Origin of the sequence: Prodigiosinella aquatilis (genome assembly GCA_030388725.1) — a bacterium.
Lineage (GTDB): Bacteria > Pseudomonadota > Gammaproteobacteria > Enterobacterales > Enterobacteriaceae > Prodigiosinella > Prodigiosinella aquatilis.
This window is the reverse complement of the sequence record CP128857.1, coordinates 1,186,027-1,200,437: the sequence shown is the minus strand read 5'-3', so window position 1 is coordinate 1,200,437 and position 14,411 is coordinate 1,186,027. Positions and strand designations below refer to the sequence as shown.

The 14,411-nt window shown below is 50.5% G+C and carries 15 protein-coding genes and 1 pseudogene; 4 read left to right on the top strand and 12 right to left on the bottom strand.

The annotated features are described in order from the left end of the window. Nucleotides 1-24: 24 nt before the first annotated feature. Nucleotides 25-1,524: a TraI domain-containing protein gene (locus tag PCO85_05675; GenBank protein ID WJV54916.1), complete on the bottom strand. Its 1,500-nt coding sequence runs from the start codon at nucleotides 1,522-1,524 to the stop codon at nucleotides 25-27. 192 nt (nucleotides 1,525-1,716) lie between these two features. Between PCO85_05675 and PCO85_05670 the strand changes: the two genes are divergently transcribed. The 4 genes from PCO85_05670 to PCO85_05655 all read left to right on the top strand — a co-directional run bounded on the left by PCO85_05670 (nucleotide 1,717) and on the right by PCO85_05655 (nucleotide 5,448). Further along, nucleotides 1,717-2,271, top strand: coding sequence for a hypothetical protein (locus PCO85_05670; protein WJV54915.1), 555 nt, complete (start codon nucleotides 1,717-1,719; stop codon nucleotides 2,269-2,271). Nucleotides 2,272-2,636: 365 nt separating this feature from the next. After that, nucleotides 2,637-3,500: a hypothetical protein gene (locus PCO85_05665; GenBank protein WJV54914.1), complete on the top strand. Its 864-nt coding sequence runs from the start codon at nucleotides 2,637-2,639 to the stop codon at nucleotides 3,498-3,500. A gap of 144 nt (nucleotides 3,501-3,644) precedes the next feature. Then, on the top strand, nucleotides 3,645-4,850 hold the full coding sequence (locus PCO85_05660) for a conjugal transfer protein TraF (protein ID WJV54913.1): 1,206 nt from the start codon (nucleotides 3,645-3,647) through the stop codon (nucleotides 4,848-4,850). A 52-nt stretch (nucleotides 4,851-4,902) separates the two neighbouring features. Continuing rightward, entirely contained in the window at nucleotides 4,903-5,448 is a 546-nt protein-coding gene (locus PCO85_05655; protein ID WJV54912.1) for a hypothetical protein, read from the top strand. Between the two features lie 522 nt (nucleotides 5,449-5,970). Here the strand turns inward: PCO85_05655 and PCO85_05650 are convergent. The 11 genes and pseudogenes from PCO85_05650 to PCO85_05600 all read right to left on the bottom strand — a co-directional run bounded on the left by PCO85_05650 (nucleotide 5,971) and on the right by PCO85_05600 (nucleotide 14,410). Next, on the bottom strand, nucleotides 5,971-6,654 hold the full coding sequence (locus PCO85_05650; protein WJV54911.1) for an N-6 DNA methylase: 684 nt from the start codon (nucleotides 6,652-6,654) through the stop codon (nucleotides 5,971-5,973). Between the two features lie 107 nt (nucleotides 6,655-6,761). Further along, nucleotides 6,762-7,121: a DUF5983 family protein gene (locus PCO85_05645; GenBank protein ID WJV54910.1), complete on the bottom strand. Its 360-nt coding sequence runs from the start codon at nucleotides 7,119-7,121 to the stop codon at nucleotides 6,762-6,764. 1 nt (nucleotide 7,122) lies between these two features. After that, complete coding sequence (locus tag PCO85_05640) at nucleotides 7,123-8,049, bottom strand: DUF1281 domain-containing protein (protein ID WJV54909.1); 927 nt, start codon at nucleotides 8,047-8,049, stop codon at nucleotides 7,123-7,125. 100 nt (nucleotides 8,050-8,149) lie between these two features. Continuing rightward, nucleotides 8,150-8,437, bottom strand: coding sequence for a TA system toxin CbtA family protein (locus PCO85_05635; protein WJV54908.1), 288 nt, complete (start codon nucleotides 8,435-8,437; stop codon nucleotides 8,150-8,152). An 8-nt stretch (nucleotides 8,438-8,445) separates the two neighbouring features. Then, entirely contained in the window at nucleotides 8,446-9,447 is a 1,002-nt protein-coding gene (locus tag PCO85_05630; protein WJV54907.1) for a zincin-like metallopeptidase domain-containing protein, read from the bottom strand. A gap of 244 nt (nucleotides 9,448-9,691) precedes the next feature. Further along, the gene (locus tag PCO85_05625) at nucleotides 9,692-10,021 is read right to left on the bottom strand and encodes a hypothetical protein (protein ID WJV54906.1); all 330 of its coding nucleotides are present in this window, start codon (nucleotides 10,019-10,021) and stop codon (nucleotides 9,692-9,694) included. A gap of 108 nt (nucleotides 10,022-10,129) precedes the next feature. Continuing rightward, the gene (locus PCO85_05620; protein WJV54905.1) at nucleotides 10,130-10,471 is read right to left on the bottom strand and encodes a hypothetical protein; all 342 of its coding nucleotides are present in this window, start codon (nucleotides 10,469-10,471) and stop codon (nucleotides 10,130-10,132) included. An 861-nt stretch (nucleotides 10,472-11,332) separates the two neighbouring features. Further along, nucleotides 11,333-11,499: pseudogene (locus tag PCO85_05615) on the bottom strand (replication initiation protein). A gap of 14 nt (nucleotides 11,500-11,513) precedes the next feature. Beyond that, a complete protein-coding gene (locus PCO85_05610) occupies nucleotides 11,514-12,089 on the bottom strand; it encodes a hypothetical protein (protein ID WJV54904.1) in 576 nt (191 codons plus the stop codon). A gap of 71 nt (nucleotides 12,090-12,160) precedes the next feature. Next, nucleotides 12,161-12,469 carry a hypothetical protein gene (locus PCO85_05605; protein ID WJV54903.1) on the bottom strand — a complete coding sequence of 103 codons (309 nt, stop codon included), beginning with the start codon at nucleotides 12,467-12,469 and terminating at the stop codon, nucleotides 12,161-12,163. Between the two features lie 9 nt (nucleotides 12,470-12,478). Then, nucleotides 12,479-14,410 carry a hypothetical protein gene (locus tag PCO85_05600; protein ID WJV54902.1) on the bottom strand — a complete coding sequence of 644 codons (1,932 nt, stop codon included), beginning with the start codon at nucleotides 14,408-14,410 and terminating at the stop codon, nucleotides 12,479-12,481. Nucleotide 14,411: the final 1 nt, after the last annotated feature.

The window sequence follows — 14,411 nt, the reverse complement described above, 5'->3', positions numbered from 1 at the left end:
TTCAATTAAAGATGTCATTAATACTTATTTATTAGGTGCCAACCATGGGCTATCAGAAAGCACCACACCTTTCTTGAAAACCTGCGCTACCGGGATCATATAACCTGACATTTTTGTAAAACGCCCTTCTCTACCATCGTTCTCATATTTTCTGTAGATATAAATCCCCTTGCCATTCCTTGAATAATGCCTGTTCAGGGCTTCAAAGGTTTTTTGAACCTCATTTTTATCTGCTTCAGCATTATTCCGCGTTGCCAGGTAACGGTAAAAACAATCAGGCGTTTGAATGAAAACATACTGCGCCATAATATGAAGCAGGCTGTCCTGCGCATTAACGCTTAATGTTCCCTCCTCTGTGGAATCAATCAGCCAGTTCCAGAAACGCTCTCCCGAGGTGAATGTCTCGTCAGAGATTGGCTGAAGCAGAGCCTCCGCAGGGGAGAGACTCTCGGAGGAAGCAGAGCCAGAGATATCCGTGGGTTCAGCGCCGGTCATTTTATCCAACAACGTCAATAATTCCCCCGGCGTCCCTCCCTCCAATGGCGTATCTGTCCCCGATACGGCCTCATCAACTGGCTCGGATTGACTGATGGCAGAGACCAGTTCCGACCCGGGGAGAGAGACAGGTACGCCATTCGGCGACTGAGAGTCATTATCATTATTCTTGGCAGAAACAATGGGGCTGATAACGAATTCATCGGTGGGATGTTCGGCAGACGCCTGAAGTGCACTCTGGCGTAAAGACTCAGGATTTTCTGCTGCAGAGTTGACCGAAGACAGGAGAGAGGTGTGTTGAGCAAACAGCCCACATTTTTCGCGGGCCTCACTCACGGCGACATGAAGGATAGCAGCAGCAGACTTATCGCCCGACAGGTAAACCAGCAACGCGTCCATCAGTTGCGGCCAGCGTGCCACCCAGCGCAAGCCTTCACAGGGTAGCAAGCGATAAGCCGATGTGGCAGCCCGGACCACTGAATTCGTTGTCTGATCACAAAATCTCACCCGCCAGGGCGCATCAGGCACCTCGACCCCCGGATACCACCGGCGACCATCCTCATGAAAAGCAGCCATCTGCTCCAGGCTGCCCAGATCATGCAGCAATGCTGCCCAGAAAATGGCGGTGCACCAGGCAGCACTCTGTGCAGCCTGTTCTTCCGGGGGTGCCCCCGGCGGCAGCATCCATCCCCGGGACAACCTGACCGCGCAAACGGCCACTTCCAGCGCCTCATCCAGCATGCCTCCCTCACGGGCGTAAGGCCCAGTGGACGCTGCCGGCAACTGCTGTAGTCTGACCGCCAGCCGCCTGACCGGATCCAGCCAAAACGCGTCCCATACCTGTCGGGAGAAAGGACTGTTGTCCCATAGCTGCTGTAGCGCCTGTTTTCTGGCCCGCGTGGACAGAAGCTCGTCGGCATTTTGCGGTGAAAACCACCCTCCGGTATTCAGATTCTCTGATACCACAGCAACCTGATGTGACATATCTACTGTCAGAGTATGTAGCTTGCCTGCAATCCACTTTAGCATTGCCGCCCCGTATCAATCACTCGTAAAGGGGCATTACGCTATGCTTTATCGTTATCCTGGCAAGCCGGAACTGTTTATTGATTATCTCCATTAACCTCTTGATCTTTTTTTTTGGATCTGCATGAAGAATTTCAACGGGTGAAAAATAAAGGGATGTGCATGAATGTGTTTTTTCAAAGGTAAGACACAGGCATGAAATCAGACCGTTTCTTGCTGGCTACGATTGCCTCCAGTTGGCTTTTGCTCTGCGCCGCCATCACCCTAATCATCACCGGAAGAGGCATCACATCAGGCTCATTGGTGGTGTTCGGCATACTTCATTTTTCCCCATTGCTGCTCAATCCGTTATCACGGGTGATGCTGTTGTTCAGAAAATCCCCTTTCGTGTTGATGAAAAAACGACACAGAGTATGGCTGCACCTCAACCCCTGGCTCTCTGTTGGCCAGCCTGGTTTGAGGGACATCAACCATTTTTGGGATGCGTTAATACACACGCTCAGTACCGGCTTAGCCTCTCCTGGACGCTCGCTTATCCTGTCATCGCATCTGCTAAGCTCTCGGCGGCTAGCAAGACTGTTACGCCACTTTCCCCCAGAGCATTACCAATACCGCATCCTGGGAAGGCCATTGGGCCGTGCAGAACGGTCAGGACTTCAGCTTGAGACACTCCTGAAGGAATGGCGATGGTATTCCCCCTCAGTGCACTGTGGTGTTCTGGTGATACGCAAAAAAGACAAAAGGCACTAACTGCTGTCATGGAAACGGATGAAAGCCACGGAAAAGGCCTGCAGGAACCGCTGCGAAAATGAGGAAGCCGCCGCGCACGACCATCATCTGCTGCCTCTCCCATTAATTTGCAATGCTGAATGAACAATTTCCCGTTATGTCCCTCCGGCGATGTATTCATACTGGCTACATAAACCGTTTCGATCTGAACGATCGAAATTGTCCGTTATACAACGGCAATCTGTCTGATTATGGTATTCACATCGAATACAAAGAATAACGCACCATCGATACAGCGCCTTATTTCAACACCAGGGAAAACCATGAACCTTAACGTCACGTCACTGCTTTCACACCTGGTCCTTGAACAGGACGATAAGCTCAGCGTGCTGCTCAGCGCCGCCGCGACGGAGAGTAAAAAATCAGGGGACCCATTGGCGGTCAGGTTCAAACCAGGTATCCGAGAATATGTCACGCAAGTCTCGGCGAAGTTGGGGATCTCAGCCTCCGAGTTTATCAATGTTTTGATTGAAGGCGTGATCCGGGAGACCCTGTCTCCCTTCCAGGCTCGGGCAACACAAGTTGTTGAACGTTTTCAGCTACTCATGGATGCCCATGATCTGAAGATCACCGATGTTGCTACACTGCTGTCTCAGTGGAACATCGGTCTCAGTGTCCTGGAAAACCGGGAACGGACGATGGATTATTTGACGGCACCGTTGCTTTCAGAGATGGCTGACTGGTTTAACGTCAACAAGGCATGGCTTCGGGGTGAAGTCGCCACACCAGGGATAACCTCAGGCAATATTACGGACTGGCACAGTCTGTCTAAACAAATTGATAATAAAATAGCTGAAATACCAGAAGCCCCATTACCTCAGATTATCTTATTGCGCGATGACCTCGCACCACCGGTCGATATGCGCAGTCATGAAACACTGATTAGTGTCTGTCTTATTCAATTTAAAAAGATCAATGGCATCAGGCTGCGCACCGTTGAATATTTTGGAGAGCAAATACCTGATGGTGAGCATGAGCCGTTTATTTCAGACTTTCTTTCATATTGTGGTGTGCTGGAAAAAAAGGGGCGTGCTTCTATTACAACCGCTGTAGCCGATGCTGCCATATTATCCCTGCTCTCATCCGGAAAAGTTCTGCCCATCATGGCCGTGGACAAAATACTTTTTTCAAAACAGTTATCCGCGTGGCAAACAGAAGAATTAATGCCACTCAGATTTTCTGAAAAATAGGCAACACCGGCGTGGTTAAAATAAATAGATGACATGAACTAATTAATTAATCCGTTATTCAATAAACAAATAATTTTAATCGGTGCGTCAGCATCAGGGAATTCTTTTACCTAAAAAACATAAACTGCACAGGAAAATACAATAATGAAAGCCACATTAATAACACGCTGCCTGATGGTCGCCAGTCTGGCATCTTCACTGCCCACGGCGCAGGCAGCCGGTACCTGGTTTGAAGCCCGTAACGATGCGATGGGAGGAACCGGCGTCGCCTCCTCAAAATACGGCGCAGCGCCGCTGCTGAACCCCGCCCTGCTGACAAAGTCGGGCCCCAGCGATGATATCAGCATTATCCTGCCTGCCGTGGGCGCCCAGGTCAGTGACCCAGATAACCTGCAGGACGGTTTCGATAACGTCAAACACACCTGGGACAATCTGGAGAACACCACCGGTACCGGTCATTCCGCTTCTTCAGCCGCTGACCTCAGAAAATCGCTGACCGATATCTCTGGTCACAGCGGTCGTGCAGATGCCGGTGTCGGTGCGGTGATTGCGGTACCGAATGCCACCCTGCCGTTTGCCCTGGTCATTAAAGGCTGGGGACAGGCGAAAGCGCACGCCGTGGTGAGTGACAGCGACCTGACGTATCTCGATGCTGCCAGCACCGGCCTTGTTCAGCCTGATGACTCCACGCTTAACAACCTGACTTCGCGGGCTGAAGGTGTAGCCGCACTGATCAGTGAGTACGGTATTGCCATGGCACATCCGTTTACCCTGGGAAAGGTGCCGGTGTCCGTGGGGATCACCCCAAAATTCCAGCGTGTTGATACCTGGAACTACAACGTGGCCATCAACAACTACAGCACGTCCGACTTTCACAGTGGTGACTGGCAGCGTTCAAAGAGCGGCGCCAACGTTGATCTTGGTTTTTCTGCTGACCTGACTCCCGAGTGGACGGTAGCACTGGCAGTACAAAACCTCGTGGCACGCAGTGTCGATACCCGCAAAGTGAATGGCCTGCAGGACAGTTTCAACATTCGCCCTCAGGCCACGGCCGGTACTGCGTGGAGCAATGGACTCGTTACCTTCGCGGCCGACATTGACATGACGCCCGCCAGTGGATTCGCCTCCGATGAAAAAAGACAGTATGCCAGCATCGGTGCCGAACTTAATGCCTGGTCATGGGCGCAACTACGTGCTGGTTACCGCGCTGACATGCGTAACAGTGGCAACAATGTCGTGACGGCCGGCATCGGTATTTCTCCGTTAGACGTCGTTCACCTCGATCTGACCGGCATGGCCGGAACGGATCGTACCTACGGTGCCGTGGCCCAGCTTTCTGTCACTTTCTGATACCGCCAGGGGCATGTCCAACATGACCCTTTCCCCTTAACGGAGAAATACCATGACAACCTCAAAACAACACCGCGTACCTGTGATCCTTTTGGCTATGGCAATCGTCCTGGGTGCTACAGGATGCAGTAATAGCGATCTGGGCACTTTAACACGTCAAATCAGCGAGTTCGGTTCTTCTTTTTCACCATCGACAGCGTTATCTAATAACGGGAAATCACCTGAATGGGGTGAAGTCAGTAAAACCCTGACGGTTCATGCTGATGTCGATACGGCCGCCGCAAGGCTGAAACGTTATTACCGCTTCACGTCGGACGATGAAATCACCGCCGCAAAAAACAGCGGTAAAGGAAATTCAGGATGGGTGGCTAGCGCAATGGCAGAAGGGACTGACTGGAGCGCTCAACCGGGATCTTATTACCGGATGAGCCGCATCTGGGGGAAAGCAGACCATCTGACACTGGAAGTCAGCCGCGAAGGGAGCAACAGCCAGGTCGCTGCAACCTATCGCTCAGCAGACCCGTCCCACCTAAAAGAGGACTGGACGAAAAAACTCTGGACACAAATTGGCCCGGTGGCGGAAGGAGAAATTCGCTGATTTTTAACTATAATGCCATGAATTAGCGGGGTGGGAGACTTTCAATGTTGGATCTGAATTCACAATTGAACGGCATCCCCCCTTATTACTGATGCTGAAGAAATTGTTCAAAAAAGAGGGAGAAAACGCATTCAAAATACAGAAAAAAGTATTTCCAATGGGCTAAATAGGCCAGTGGAAATAAAGTCACATTAAGTGAACTTCATCTTGAAAACACGTCCAATGGATTAATTGCTATCGTCGGTAAAGGACACAACAACACCGATGCTACTATCAAAAATGTGTTCATCAAATTTAACCTTTATCAAGGTGACACTGTCGTCAGCGACACCATTGACTCAGCCACAAATCTATTACCTGGGCAAAACGTTAAGGTGCAAGCGTTTGTCAACACGATTAAAGGTAAACCGGACAGTTTCAACGTCACTGAAATAACTGCATATTAGCCTCTTCTGGCCATAAAAATTTAGCGCTAACTCAATGTATTAAAAGCCTCTGCAATGCAGAGGCTTAAGTTTAGGTTTATACAGCGTGTACAGCGCAGCTTTTTAGGCGCAATGGCCAGTTTCCCAGCCAATGCGCCGGTGTAAACATGACCCGGCGACGTTCACCATTCAGTGCATTTCCCGTCACCACTTCACCAGCAACCCCCGTCAGAGACAACTGAATATAAGCCATTCCTGACGCCACGGGATCGATATCAATACAAGAAACCCAGAGATGCCGGGACGGATTAAAACCTTTCTCCTTTATCACCTCAGCGATAGCCAGAAGCATTCCAGCAGAACCGCAAGCTGGCTCGTAAACAGTAACAAAGGGCTTATCTATCAGTATGTTTTTGATATCACCCAACTGTATCTCAGCCATCATCCGGGAAACGCAAAATGGTGTGAAAAATTGGCCTCGTGCTGATTCACCAAGCTCCAGTTGCATGTAGAGCGAACCAAGAAAATCACTGCTTTCAGCCGCAAGCCCCATTGCAACTTCTTCCAGTAACATGGACATCCGTTCTGCATCTTTTGCCTCATACTGGCGAACAGTCTCCATATACTCCTGCTCCAGCAGGTCATCAAAACAGATACCGTTATGAATCGATGCGGCCGCGAGAGTAATAAAGTCGCGAAAGACCTTCTGCCGGTGATGGTAGCGGGCGGTTTCGTTAAAAATGGATATGAATTGCTTCTTATGATCGACCATGATGTTCATCGCATATCTCCAGGGGAAATATGCCCTGAAGGGGATATTTCCCCTTCAGGATGGTGAGAGAGACGGAACGAGGTTCCGCCTATGTAACTGCTGAATAAAGCACAGGCTTACCAGTCATGGACAGCAAACCCGCTTAGTACCTCACCGCAACAGTCAAAGTGGATGAGCGAGATATTTAATCGTCTCATCATTACGTAGATCAGCCTGCGTGCATTTTTTGAAAATCCACGCTTCTTCAGAACCAGCAGCGGGAAGCTGAAGGCACTTAACCGCACCAGATAGCCGGTGCCAGTAAGATGGATCCACTCTGAATCCCCCCACTCACACCGCTGATGACCGAGGCGATGACACAACTCAGCGTCTTGCTCAGTCAGATGTGCGGTACTGCAAACAACATACCGGTAAAGTTCTTCAGGTTGCGCGTATTCACCCGCTGTGCGACTCAACACCTTATTGTCATTGACCATTTCACACATCCTTCACCTGCGGCACATCGACCTGTTCGTTCACCGACAACGCGTCTGCCGGGAAAGACAGCAGTTCAGCCGAAAACGACCCCGTCCCACACTTGCCGCTATCAACATGGTCTCCGCGGTCATAGCAGTCATAACCCCGAATACCGTTGACCGGCTCCTGATACCAATGTCGGATTTCACAGTCAAATACGGCTGAAATTTCCCCCATTAATTCACTGGAGGGCGGATACGATGGTGAATCAAACTCCAGTCGCAGACTGTTTATACGGTCGCGATGCCAGAGAACGTTATGACCGCAAGGCCACTCCATCCCGTGGACCCGACTGTAAAGGCTACCCGTACTGGACATTCCCGTCAGCAGATGGCCATTACCGTTAAGTTCCGCCGCAAGCCGGGAGGGAATAATCATCAACATGTCGCAATGGCAGGCACGATCAGGTCTTTTCCCCAGTTTTTCCCAACAGGCGCCGCCATCGATATGAGATGACCAGGTGGCCACACCAAACCAGTCAACGTACTGTCGGGTCATTAACGGCGTCATTATCTGGCGTGCTGCCAGAGGGATCGTCTCCCATCTGACCGCACTCAGACCTGATTGCATCCAGATACGGTCAATCTGCCTGACGGTATCTGGATTGAGCACGGCATCTTTCTGCAGTAACTCCAGCCAGTGCTGAAAAGCCAGATTTGAGGCGATGGCCGGGCCATAACCGTGAGACACCAGCCCCGGGAACGGGAGGTATTCCACATTTTTGGCCGGCTTCAGTATCCCTGCTGCGCCGGCCAGAAACAGCTGAATACTCTGTTGTACGGCGTGACGGTAGAGCGGAACTTCATCGCCCGTCACCCACTGCAGCATGACATCGATAAATACAGAACGACCGGTGATTTCCAGACGATTTTTGCACCATTCAAACATGGTTACTTCTCCTCTTTTGGACATAAAAAGAGGGAGACTCCCCACTGGGGGAAGATCTCCCCCTGTGGGTGGTGAAATGAATAAAACGGGTCAGCCCCGTTTACGGGTGACTGATGAACCCGAGCGTTGCACCGGCCTCAAGGCCGGCAATCAACTCATCAGCCGCAGTCAGATAAGGCGAACGCGGCCGGTAAGCGGTACCGTCAAGATGAGTCAGGTGGTACTTGTCCACCAGGTCATTAATCGCTTCAAAAGGTTTGATACCCGCTTTTTGCAACGCGTCCACACAGGCTTCATCGCATAAATCGGTATCATTCAACGTCAGGCCAAAGTGCCTGGCCAGCAGTGCCGATGCGGTGGCCTGCCAGAATTGTTGTGTCTGCATCATTATCTCCATCAGGCCACTTCTGAGGCCGTTAATGCCGATTCAGTGCCAATCTTCAGATTTAATAAAAACGCTGAAGCCTCCCGTGCCTGACGGCACGCCCGGAACAGGGCCCTTTTGTCTTCCTTGAGGGCTTTTAGCCAGCCACTGATGTAACTGTCATGCTGCACCTCGCCGTACACGCCAAGCTCTGCGCAAAGAAAAGCGCTGCCCAGCTCGGCGATGAGCTCCTCGAACGCATAAATCGGATCCCCAAATTGTCGAGTCGAAGAAGTTATCCCTTCCCGGTTCAGCCGTTTTTGATGGCCACTGGCATGCACCAGTTCGTGAAGTAATGTGGACCAGTAATCTGCCTCGGTAAAAAACTGCCCGGAAGTCGGCATCACTATCTGATCCGCGACCGGCCGATAACATGCCCGGTTTTGATTCAGAAAGTTTACGGCCACACCACTGGCATTGAATATCTCCAGTACACGGTTCATCACCGGTGCAGAAACCGTCTCCGTCTCTTCCTGCGTCAGAATAGTGGCCGGTTCATCGGACAACGCTGCCGGCAGACCGTCACATTGTTGCGTATTAAACAGTTGCAGGGGTTTGAGCATGGCGCGGGACGCCATCACGGGTTTCCCGTCATCATCGACAAGCTTGTTGCCCTGGTCATCTTCAGCCTGGACCTCAAACGGCTTGAAAATCACGGCCAGGCTACAGGTTTCGCCAGTACGGATATGTCCTCCGGCACGCTGTGCCTGCCGGTAGGTGAGCCAGCGATCGGAGCTGAACCCTCGCTCCTCTGCCGCCATCCATAACAGGGGGATATTTATCCCGCTGTAAGCGTTACCGGTCGTGGCATTCGCCGGCAGAGAACTGCCGGCAGGCTTTTGTGCAGCACGCCAGGGTTTTCGCCAGGGCGCGGTCCCCTTCTCCAGGGCAGCAACAATTTTGTCAGTCACCTGCTGATAAAGGTCAGCACGTTCAGTTTTCGGTGCCCTGCGGGCAGAAGACGTTTTTTTCATGGGATAAACCTCAAAAAGGCGTATCCCGGCCAGTGGCGCGGAATACGCCACTGGGAGTGGAAGAAAATTATCGGTTATCGGGTAAAAGAGGGGATGATTTCACCCTCTGGAGTAACCGAATTGATACGATATTTACGCAGAGAAGCGGAAGTAAAACGGAACATGATAAGTCCCCCTCTGTGGTTAACAGGAGAAACTTCCCGGAAGGAAGTCTCTCCGGGAAGCCGTGTCATAAAATTCGGTGTCACCACGTGTTGAGGGCGCCATCGCTAAAACGATAACGATACAAAGCCAGATCGCGAGCCATTCTACGGGCTGCTTTCATGGCCTGACGTGCAGAACGCCAGTGACCACAGGTGCAAAAATACTGCACCTGCCAGTCACGGGAACTGCACCCCGTTCGACACGCGACCGAAGCGGTAAATTGCCCCAGCCCGTTTTGAAAGACTTCGGGACGGAAGCTCAGCTGGCCCGTTCGATTGGTGAACCAGTCGTTGTCATGCTGCCCCAGCACAGTAGAAAAATGTTCCAGGGCGACGGCTGCTTTATGTAAAGCAGAAATGAGGATTTTCATGGTGTTTCTCCTGCAGTGAAGCAGAGAAACCTTCACCACCTGCGGGGGAAGTTTTCCCCGCGTGGGTGATTAGTTAAGTAGCCCTGTTAGGACCTCGGTGAAGCGCTATCAGAAGTCTTCGACAGACTCCACGCCTTTATGGAATCCATATTCCCAAGCATATTCATCTACAGTTTGACCAAGAAGAATGAGCTCAGTGATATACTTTTGAAAAAGATAATCAGGTATCAGATTGGACTCGCAGGCTTTCCCGAGCTGTCCAGCAATCCAAATTATCTCGTTGGCCCGTGATGGGAAGCCATCTACATCGACGTCATCCGGAATACCACAGCGTTCTAATGCACGTATAGTGAGTAATGCCGCTTCCATTTCAGAAACGAGCACGATGAACTCAATATTTGACCGGGTACAAGCGTGAATACGTTCGACAGTAATGTCATATACAGACATGGCAATATCCTCTGATAACAGGGAAACCATGCCCGAAGGGAGCAAAGTCCCTGCAGGGTAAGAAAATCTGATGGCGAAGTGCCATGGGGTAACAGCAATTAAGAGTAAAACGTGTGAAGTGAGCCTTAACCCGAAGGTCTCTGTTTTCAAAGGATAAACAGATTTAACTTAACCGCCCGAAAGCGCCATCTCTCAGGTCATGATGGCATTGGCATGTGATTACCCGAAGGCGTTCCTCTCAAATCACCGGAACATTGGCAGTTGTCGAAGACAACGTTAGCGAATTAATCGTACACAATATGCCCAGACTCGGCAATACCATCAACGCAAAGATTTTTCCATTTTGTACGATAAAACCAGGTCATAAATTGTATTAGTGTGATTACCAAGAGATACTGACAGGTCTTTTTATTAGGACACGATAACACCTGGCAGTCTGCAATGAGCGCAGGCTGTGTGAAAACATTTTTGGTCGCAGAGACTGCCAAAAACAGAGCTGAAAACCGCGCTCATACGTAAAATTCGGCTCTAACTAACCAGTCGCTCAATTTCAGATTTTGCGTAGACGCGCGCACTTCAGTTTTTGGTCAGGGTTTTCACACAGCCAGAGCGTGAAGCGGACGTTTCCACTATCCCATCAAGGCAGTCTTCAACAGGTCGATTTCAGAAACCTTCGTTAGTTTTCAACCATTCTATTTCTTGATGTGTTAACGCTCTTCCTAATAAAGAATTCCTATGCGGATAGCGACCGAACTGCTTAATAATCTGTCTGTGTTTTTTCATATTCGATAAATTCTCTGTCACCTACAACTGCGCACAACTTCACAGCCTCGCTATGGATTGGAGCTGACCCTAAGTTTTACGATCAGCCCAATCAATCGTAGTCCCTGCGCGGTCTATATCAAAAACGAGGTAATAGTGGTGTGTTGCGCCGTTTGGTTGGATGTAACGAGCTTTCTGGGCGCGACTATGCGTAAACCTGTGGCGAGGTCATCCGTGTATAATGGCTCTGTCGCGTTAGACGCCATGCGCTTTCGCCATGTCAGGGAGCTAAATTTTTCCAGATGTCATAGCCGATATACGCTAGCGTTGAGGTAGCAAACAGGGCAAAAATGATGAAAACGTAGCGGAATCTACCCTGACTTGCGGCAATTTGCGTCTCCAGATGGCTCTTTTGCTGGCTCACCGCCTCGGTCAACGCCTGCAGGCTGGTTTGCAGAGACTCAATAGCCTGGGTTGGTGGAGTCAAATGCTGCAGCAGTGCTGCCTGGACGTCGGTGGACAGCGTTTCAAGGCCGCTTAATACTTCCCGCCGAACGCTTTCCTGCCGTTCCGCGAGCGTGGTCCGCGCCGTTTGCACACCTTGACTCACGCCCTTGAGCTGCTGGTCAAGTTCGCTTACCGACTGCTTTATTTGCTGCTGGGCCTGCATGACACTTTCCAGCTGTTCAGCCAACCGCTGGTCACGCTCTCGCGTCGACCGTTGCTCGCTGGCATTGCCGGCGCTGGCGTCCTCCAGGGATTGGTTAACCGCCAGCAACTGCTGCAACAGGGCATCAGCGCCGTCGATACCCGTTTTCTGATACCGTCGGATTGCATCATTTTGCTGTCCAAGCACGTTCGACAGTTTTTCAATGACTTCACCAGTCGCGTTTTTCAGTTGGCCGTCATAGTGCGCCGACTGTTGGCTCAGCGAGATGCTAATATCCTGTTTTTTTCTTCCACCTGCTGCAAAATAAATTCCTGCAGCGAGCTTATCGCCTGAGGAATATCATCGTCTTGCAGCTCCCGTAACGTTTTCCCCAGCGGCTGAATGATTTCTTCGGTGCTTGCTACCGCATTAAGGATATCATTGATTTCCTCAACCTTATCTTTGGTGTCCAGAACATCTTCATGGAGTTTTTTCATCGAACCCTTAAGGGGATCGAGGGGTTCCTTGAGGATTTTTACCATTAGCTCGGCGAGCGTTTTTTCTTTATTTTTTATTTCACTGGTCACGTTCATATCTTACCCGGAATACTTTTCAGTTAAATTCATTAAATCTTCCCGCTGATTTTTCAACGCTACGCAGGATAAAATTTGTAATAGCGCATCACAGTCGTCACGTTCCTGAAAGGCTGAATCCAGACGTTCATTTAAGGTGTTGAGATACTCTTCATCAAGAAAGTGAACAAACCGCTTGCAGCGAGCAAGATCCTCCTTTGAATCCGCGTCAATTTTCTTTAAATCGTCCTTGTACGAGGCGATCTGTTGCTCAAGCGCTGTCTGACGCCGCAGGGATTTATTTTGCTCTACCCGCAACACATCGAGAGTCATCCCCTCTTTAGTGAGTTCGCTTTTGTATTCATTCCGGACGTTCTCTGCGGCAGCCATCCATTGTGAGGTCCACAACCGAATGACTTCCGCTTTGGCATTATCAGCGGCATGGATGACGCTGTTTTTGTCCGATGAATAATTCGCCGAACTAAGATAGGCGTCGATCCAATAGTCATTGAGCGTATAGCGAATAGCACTGAACTTTTCATCAAGAATATCCTGCACCGCCTGCCGCGTAGGTTCAATATTCTTGCGGGCCACTTTTTGCCAGTACGTTGACTGACTTGCTACGGCCAACTGGATCTTTTTAATTTCACTGCAATAGTCGGCAATCATACGGTGTAAAGTCGTACATTTTTCGCTTTTGTACTCTGCAGGCAATTTAATTACTGCGGCCTCTTCCGCGGCTTTATCGATAAGCCGTCGGCTGACAGATAACGAGTTATCTTTTAATAACCTGTTCGTTTGGTCTATTTTTTCCTGCGACCGGGACATCGCCTTTTCCCAGGTCGTCATTGTAGTTTCTGTCTTTTGTTGCTGTTTTTTTAGCCCCAACAGTCCCCTTTCGATTGCCGCCGTTTTTTTCTCCTGAATATATTTAACGCTAAGGTGGGTATCCAGGGTGCTGCGCAGCCGTCCGAGCGGGCTAGTCGATGCCGCAATCTGTTCCAGCAGTTCGCTACGCAAGCGGCTGACCATAGGGGCAACCCGGGCATACAGGGAGCTATCGTTTTCCGCCATACTCAACCAACTGCTGCCAAACTCAAGTGGAAAGTAGAGGTTCTGGTCTTTCACCGCATCGCTCAGGCTGTTAAAGCGTTCAATCTGTTCAATAAGGCGCTGACGTAGCTGCGTGATATCGAAAGCCGGATCGTTGCGAATCAGCGTCTTCACCGACTGGGCTGAGTAAGAATAGGTCGTCACGATGCGAAACCGATGCGGCATCGCCTGCCAGTCCTCAATACCCGGCAGGGTGATAACCTCCGGCTGCAGGAAGCTCAAATCGTCGCCACGACCAATCAGCAGGACCAAATCAGCGAAGGGAAGATAGGTCTTCGCCATTTGATTTACATGCTTTTGCTCTTCCATATTGGCGGGATTATCACCAGGCAGATCCAGAATACGCACGCCGGGCGCACCCGAGGTTTGTATCCTGAAAAAACGCCCCGGAATATGCACAATACAGGAAGAATCAACAACCAGTTCACCTCGTTCCATCTGCTTTCTGAGCTGCGCTAAAGCCTCTGTCATATCGTCGTCAGAGACAAACCAGCTCGTTTTCGATTGCACAAACAATCCCCAGCGCTGGTCCGTTGAACGACGATATTCCATGGCGGTGGCGGTGGCCGATTTCCCGGCTTCCCGCCCGCCGCGCAGCACGTGCGATAGCGTTGCCATCTGCTGCAGATCGATGCCCATCAGGTCGAGCAGTAAGGTGGTTTTTCCGACCTGCGTCTTACCAAAGATGACCACGTACGGTTCGGCATCGCTTTCCCTGAGCTGTATCCTTTCCTGAACGTCATGACTTAATGTCTTAATCAGCCGATCGTAGGCGCGAAAAGCCCACTCCGACTGCCGTGACTCTAACCGCTGCCAATAATCGATAACCTTCCCGGACGTCATC

What these genes read in the sequence shown, in the direction of transcription:
- PCO85_05625 (WJV54906.1), bottom strand. Translation starts at nt 10,021, where the DNA reads ATGAAAATCCTCATTTCTGCTTTACATAAAGCAGCCGTCGCCCTGGAA.
- PCO85_05640 (WJV54909.1), bottom strand. Translation starts at nt 8,049, where the DNA reads ATGTTTGAATGGTGCAAAAATCGTCTGGAAATCACCGGTCGTTCTGTA.
- PCO85_05630 (WJV54907.1), bottom strand. Translation starts at nt 9,447, where the DNA reads ATGAAAAAAACGTCTTCTGCCCGCAGGGCACCGAAAACTGAACGTGCT.
- PCO85_05620 (WJV54905.1), bottom strand. Translation starts at nt 10,471, where the DNA reads ATGTCTGTATATGACATTACTGTCGAACGTATTCACGCTTGTACCCGG.
- PCO85_05675 (WJV54916.1), bottom strand. Translation starts at nt 1,524, where the DNA reads ATGCTAAAGTGGATTGCAGGCAAGCTACATACTCTGACAGTAGATATG.
- PCO85_05655 (WJV54912.1), top strand. Translation starts at nt 4,903, where the DNA reads ATGACAACCTCAAAACAACACCGCGTACCTGTGATCCTTTTGGCTATG.
- PCO85_05635 (WJV54908.1), bottom strand. Translation starts at nt 8,437, where the DNA reads ATGATGCAGACACAACAATTCTGGCAGGCCACCGCATCGGCACTGCTG.
- PCO85_05645 (WJV54910.1), bottom strand. Translation starts at nt 7,121, where the DNA reads ATGGTCAATGACAATAAGGTGTTGAGTCGCACAGCGGGTGAATACGCG.
- PCO85_05660 (WJV54913.1), top strand. Translation starts at nt 3,645, where the DNA reads ATGAAAGCCACATTAATAACACGCTGCCTGATGGTCGCCAGTCTGGCA.
- PCO85_05670 (WJV54915.1), top strand. Translation starts at nt 1,717, where the DNA reads ATGAAATCAGACCGTTTCTTGCTGGCTACGATTGCCTCCAGTTGGCTT.
- PCO85_05600 (WJV54902.1), bottom strand. Translation starts at nt 14,410, where the DNA reads ATGACGTCCGGGAAGGTTATCGATTATTGGCAGCGGTTAGAGTCACGG.
- PCO85_05650 (WJV54911.1), bottom strand. Translation starts at nt 6,654, where the DNA reads ATGAACATCATGGTCGATCATAAGAAGCAATTCATATCCATTTTTAAC.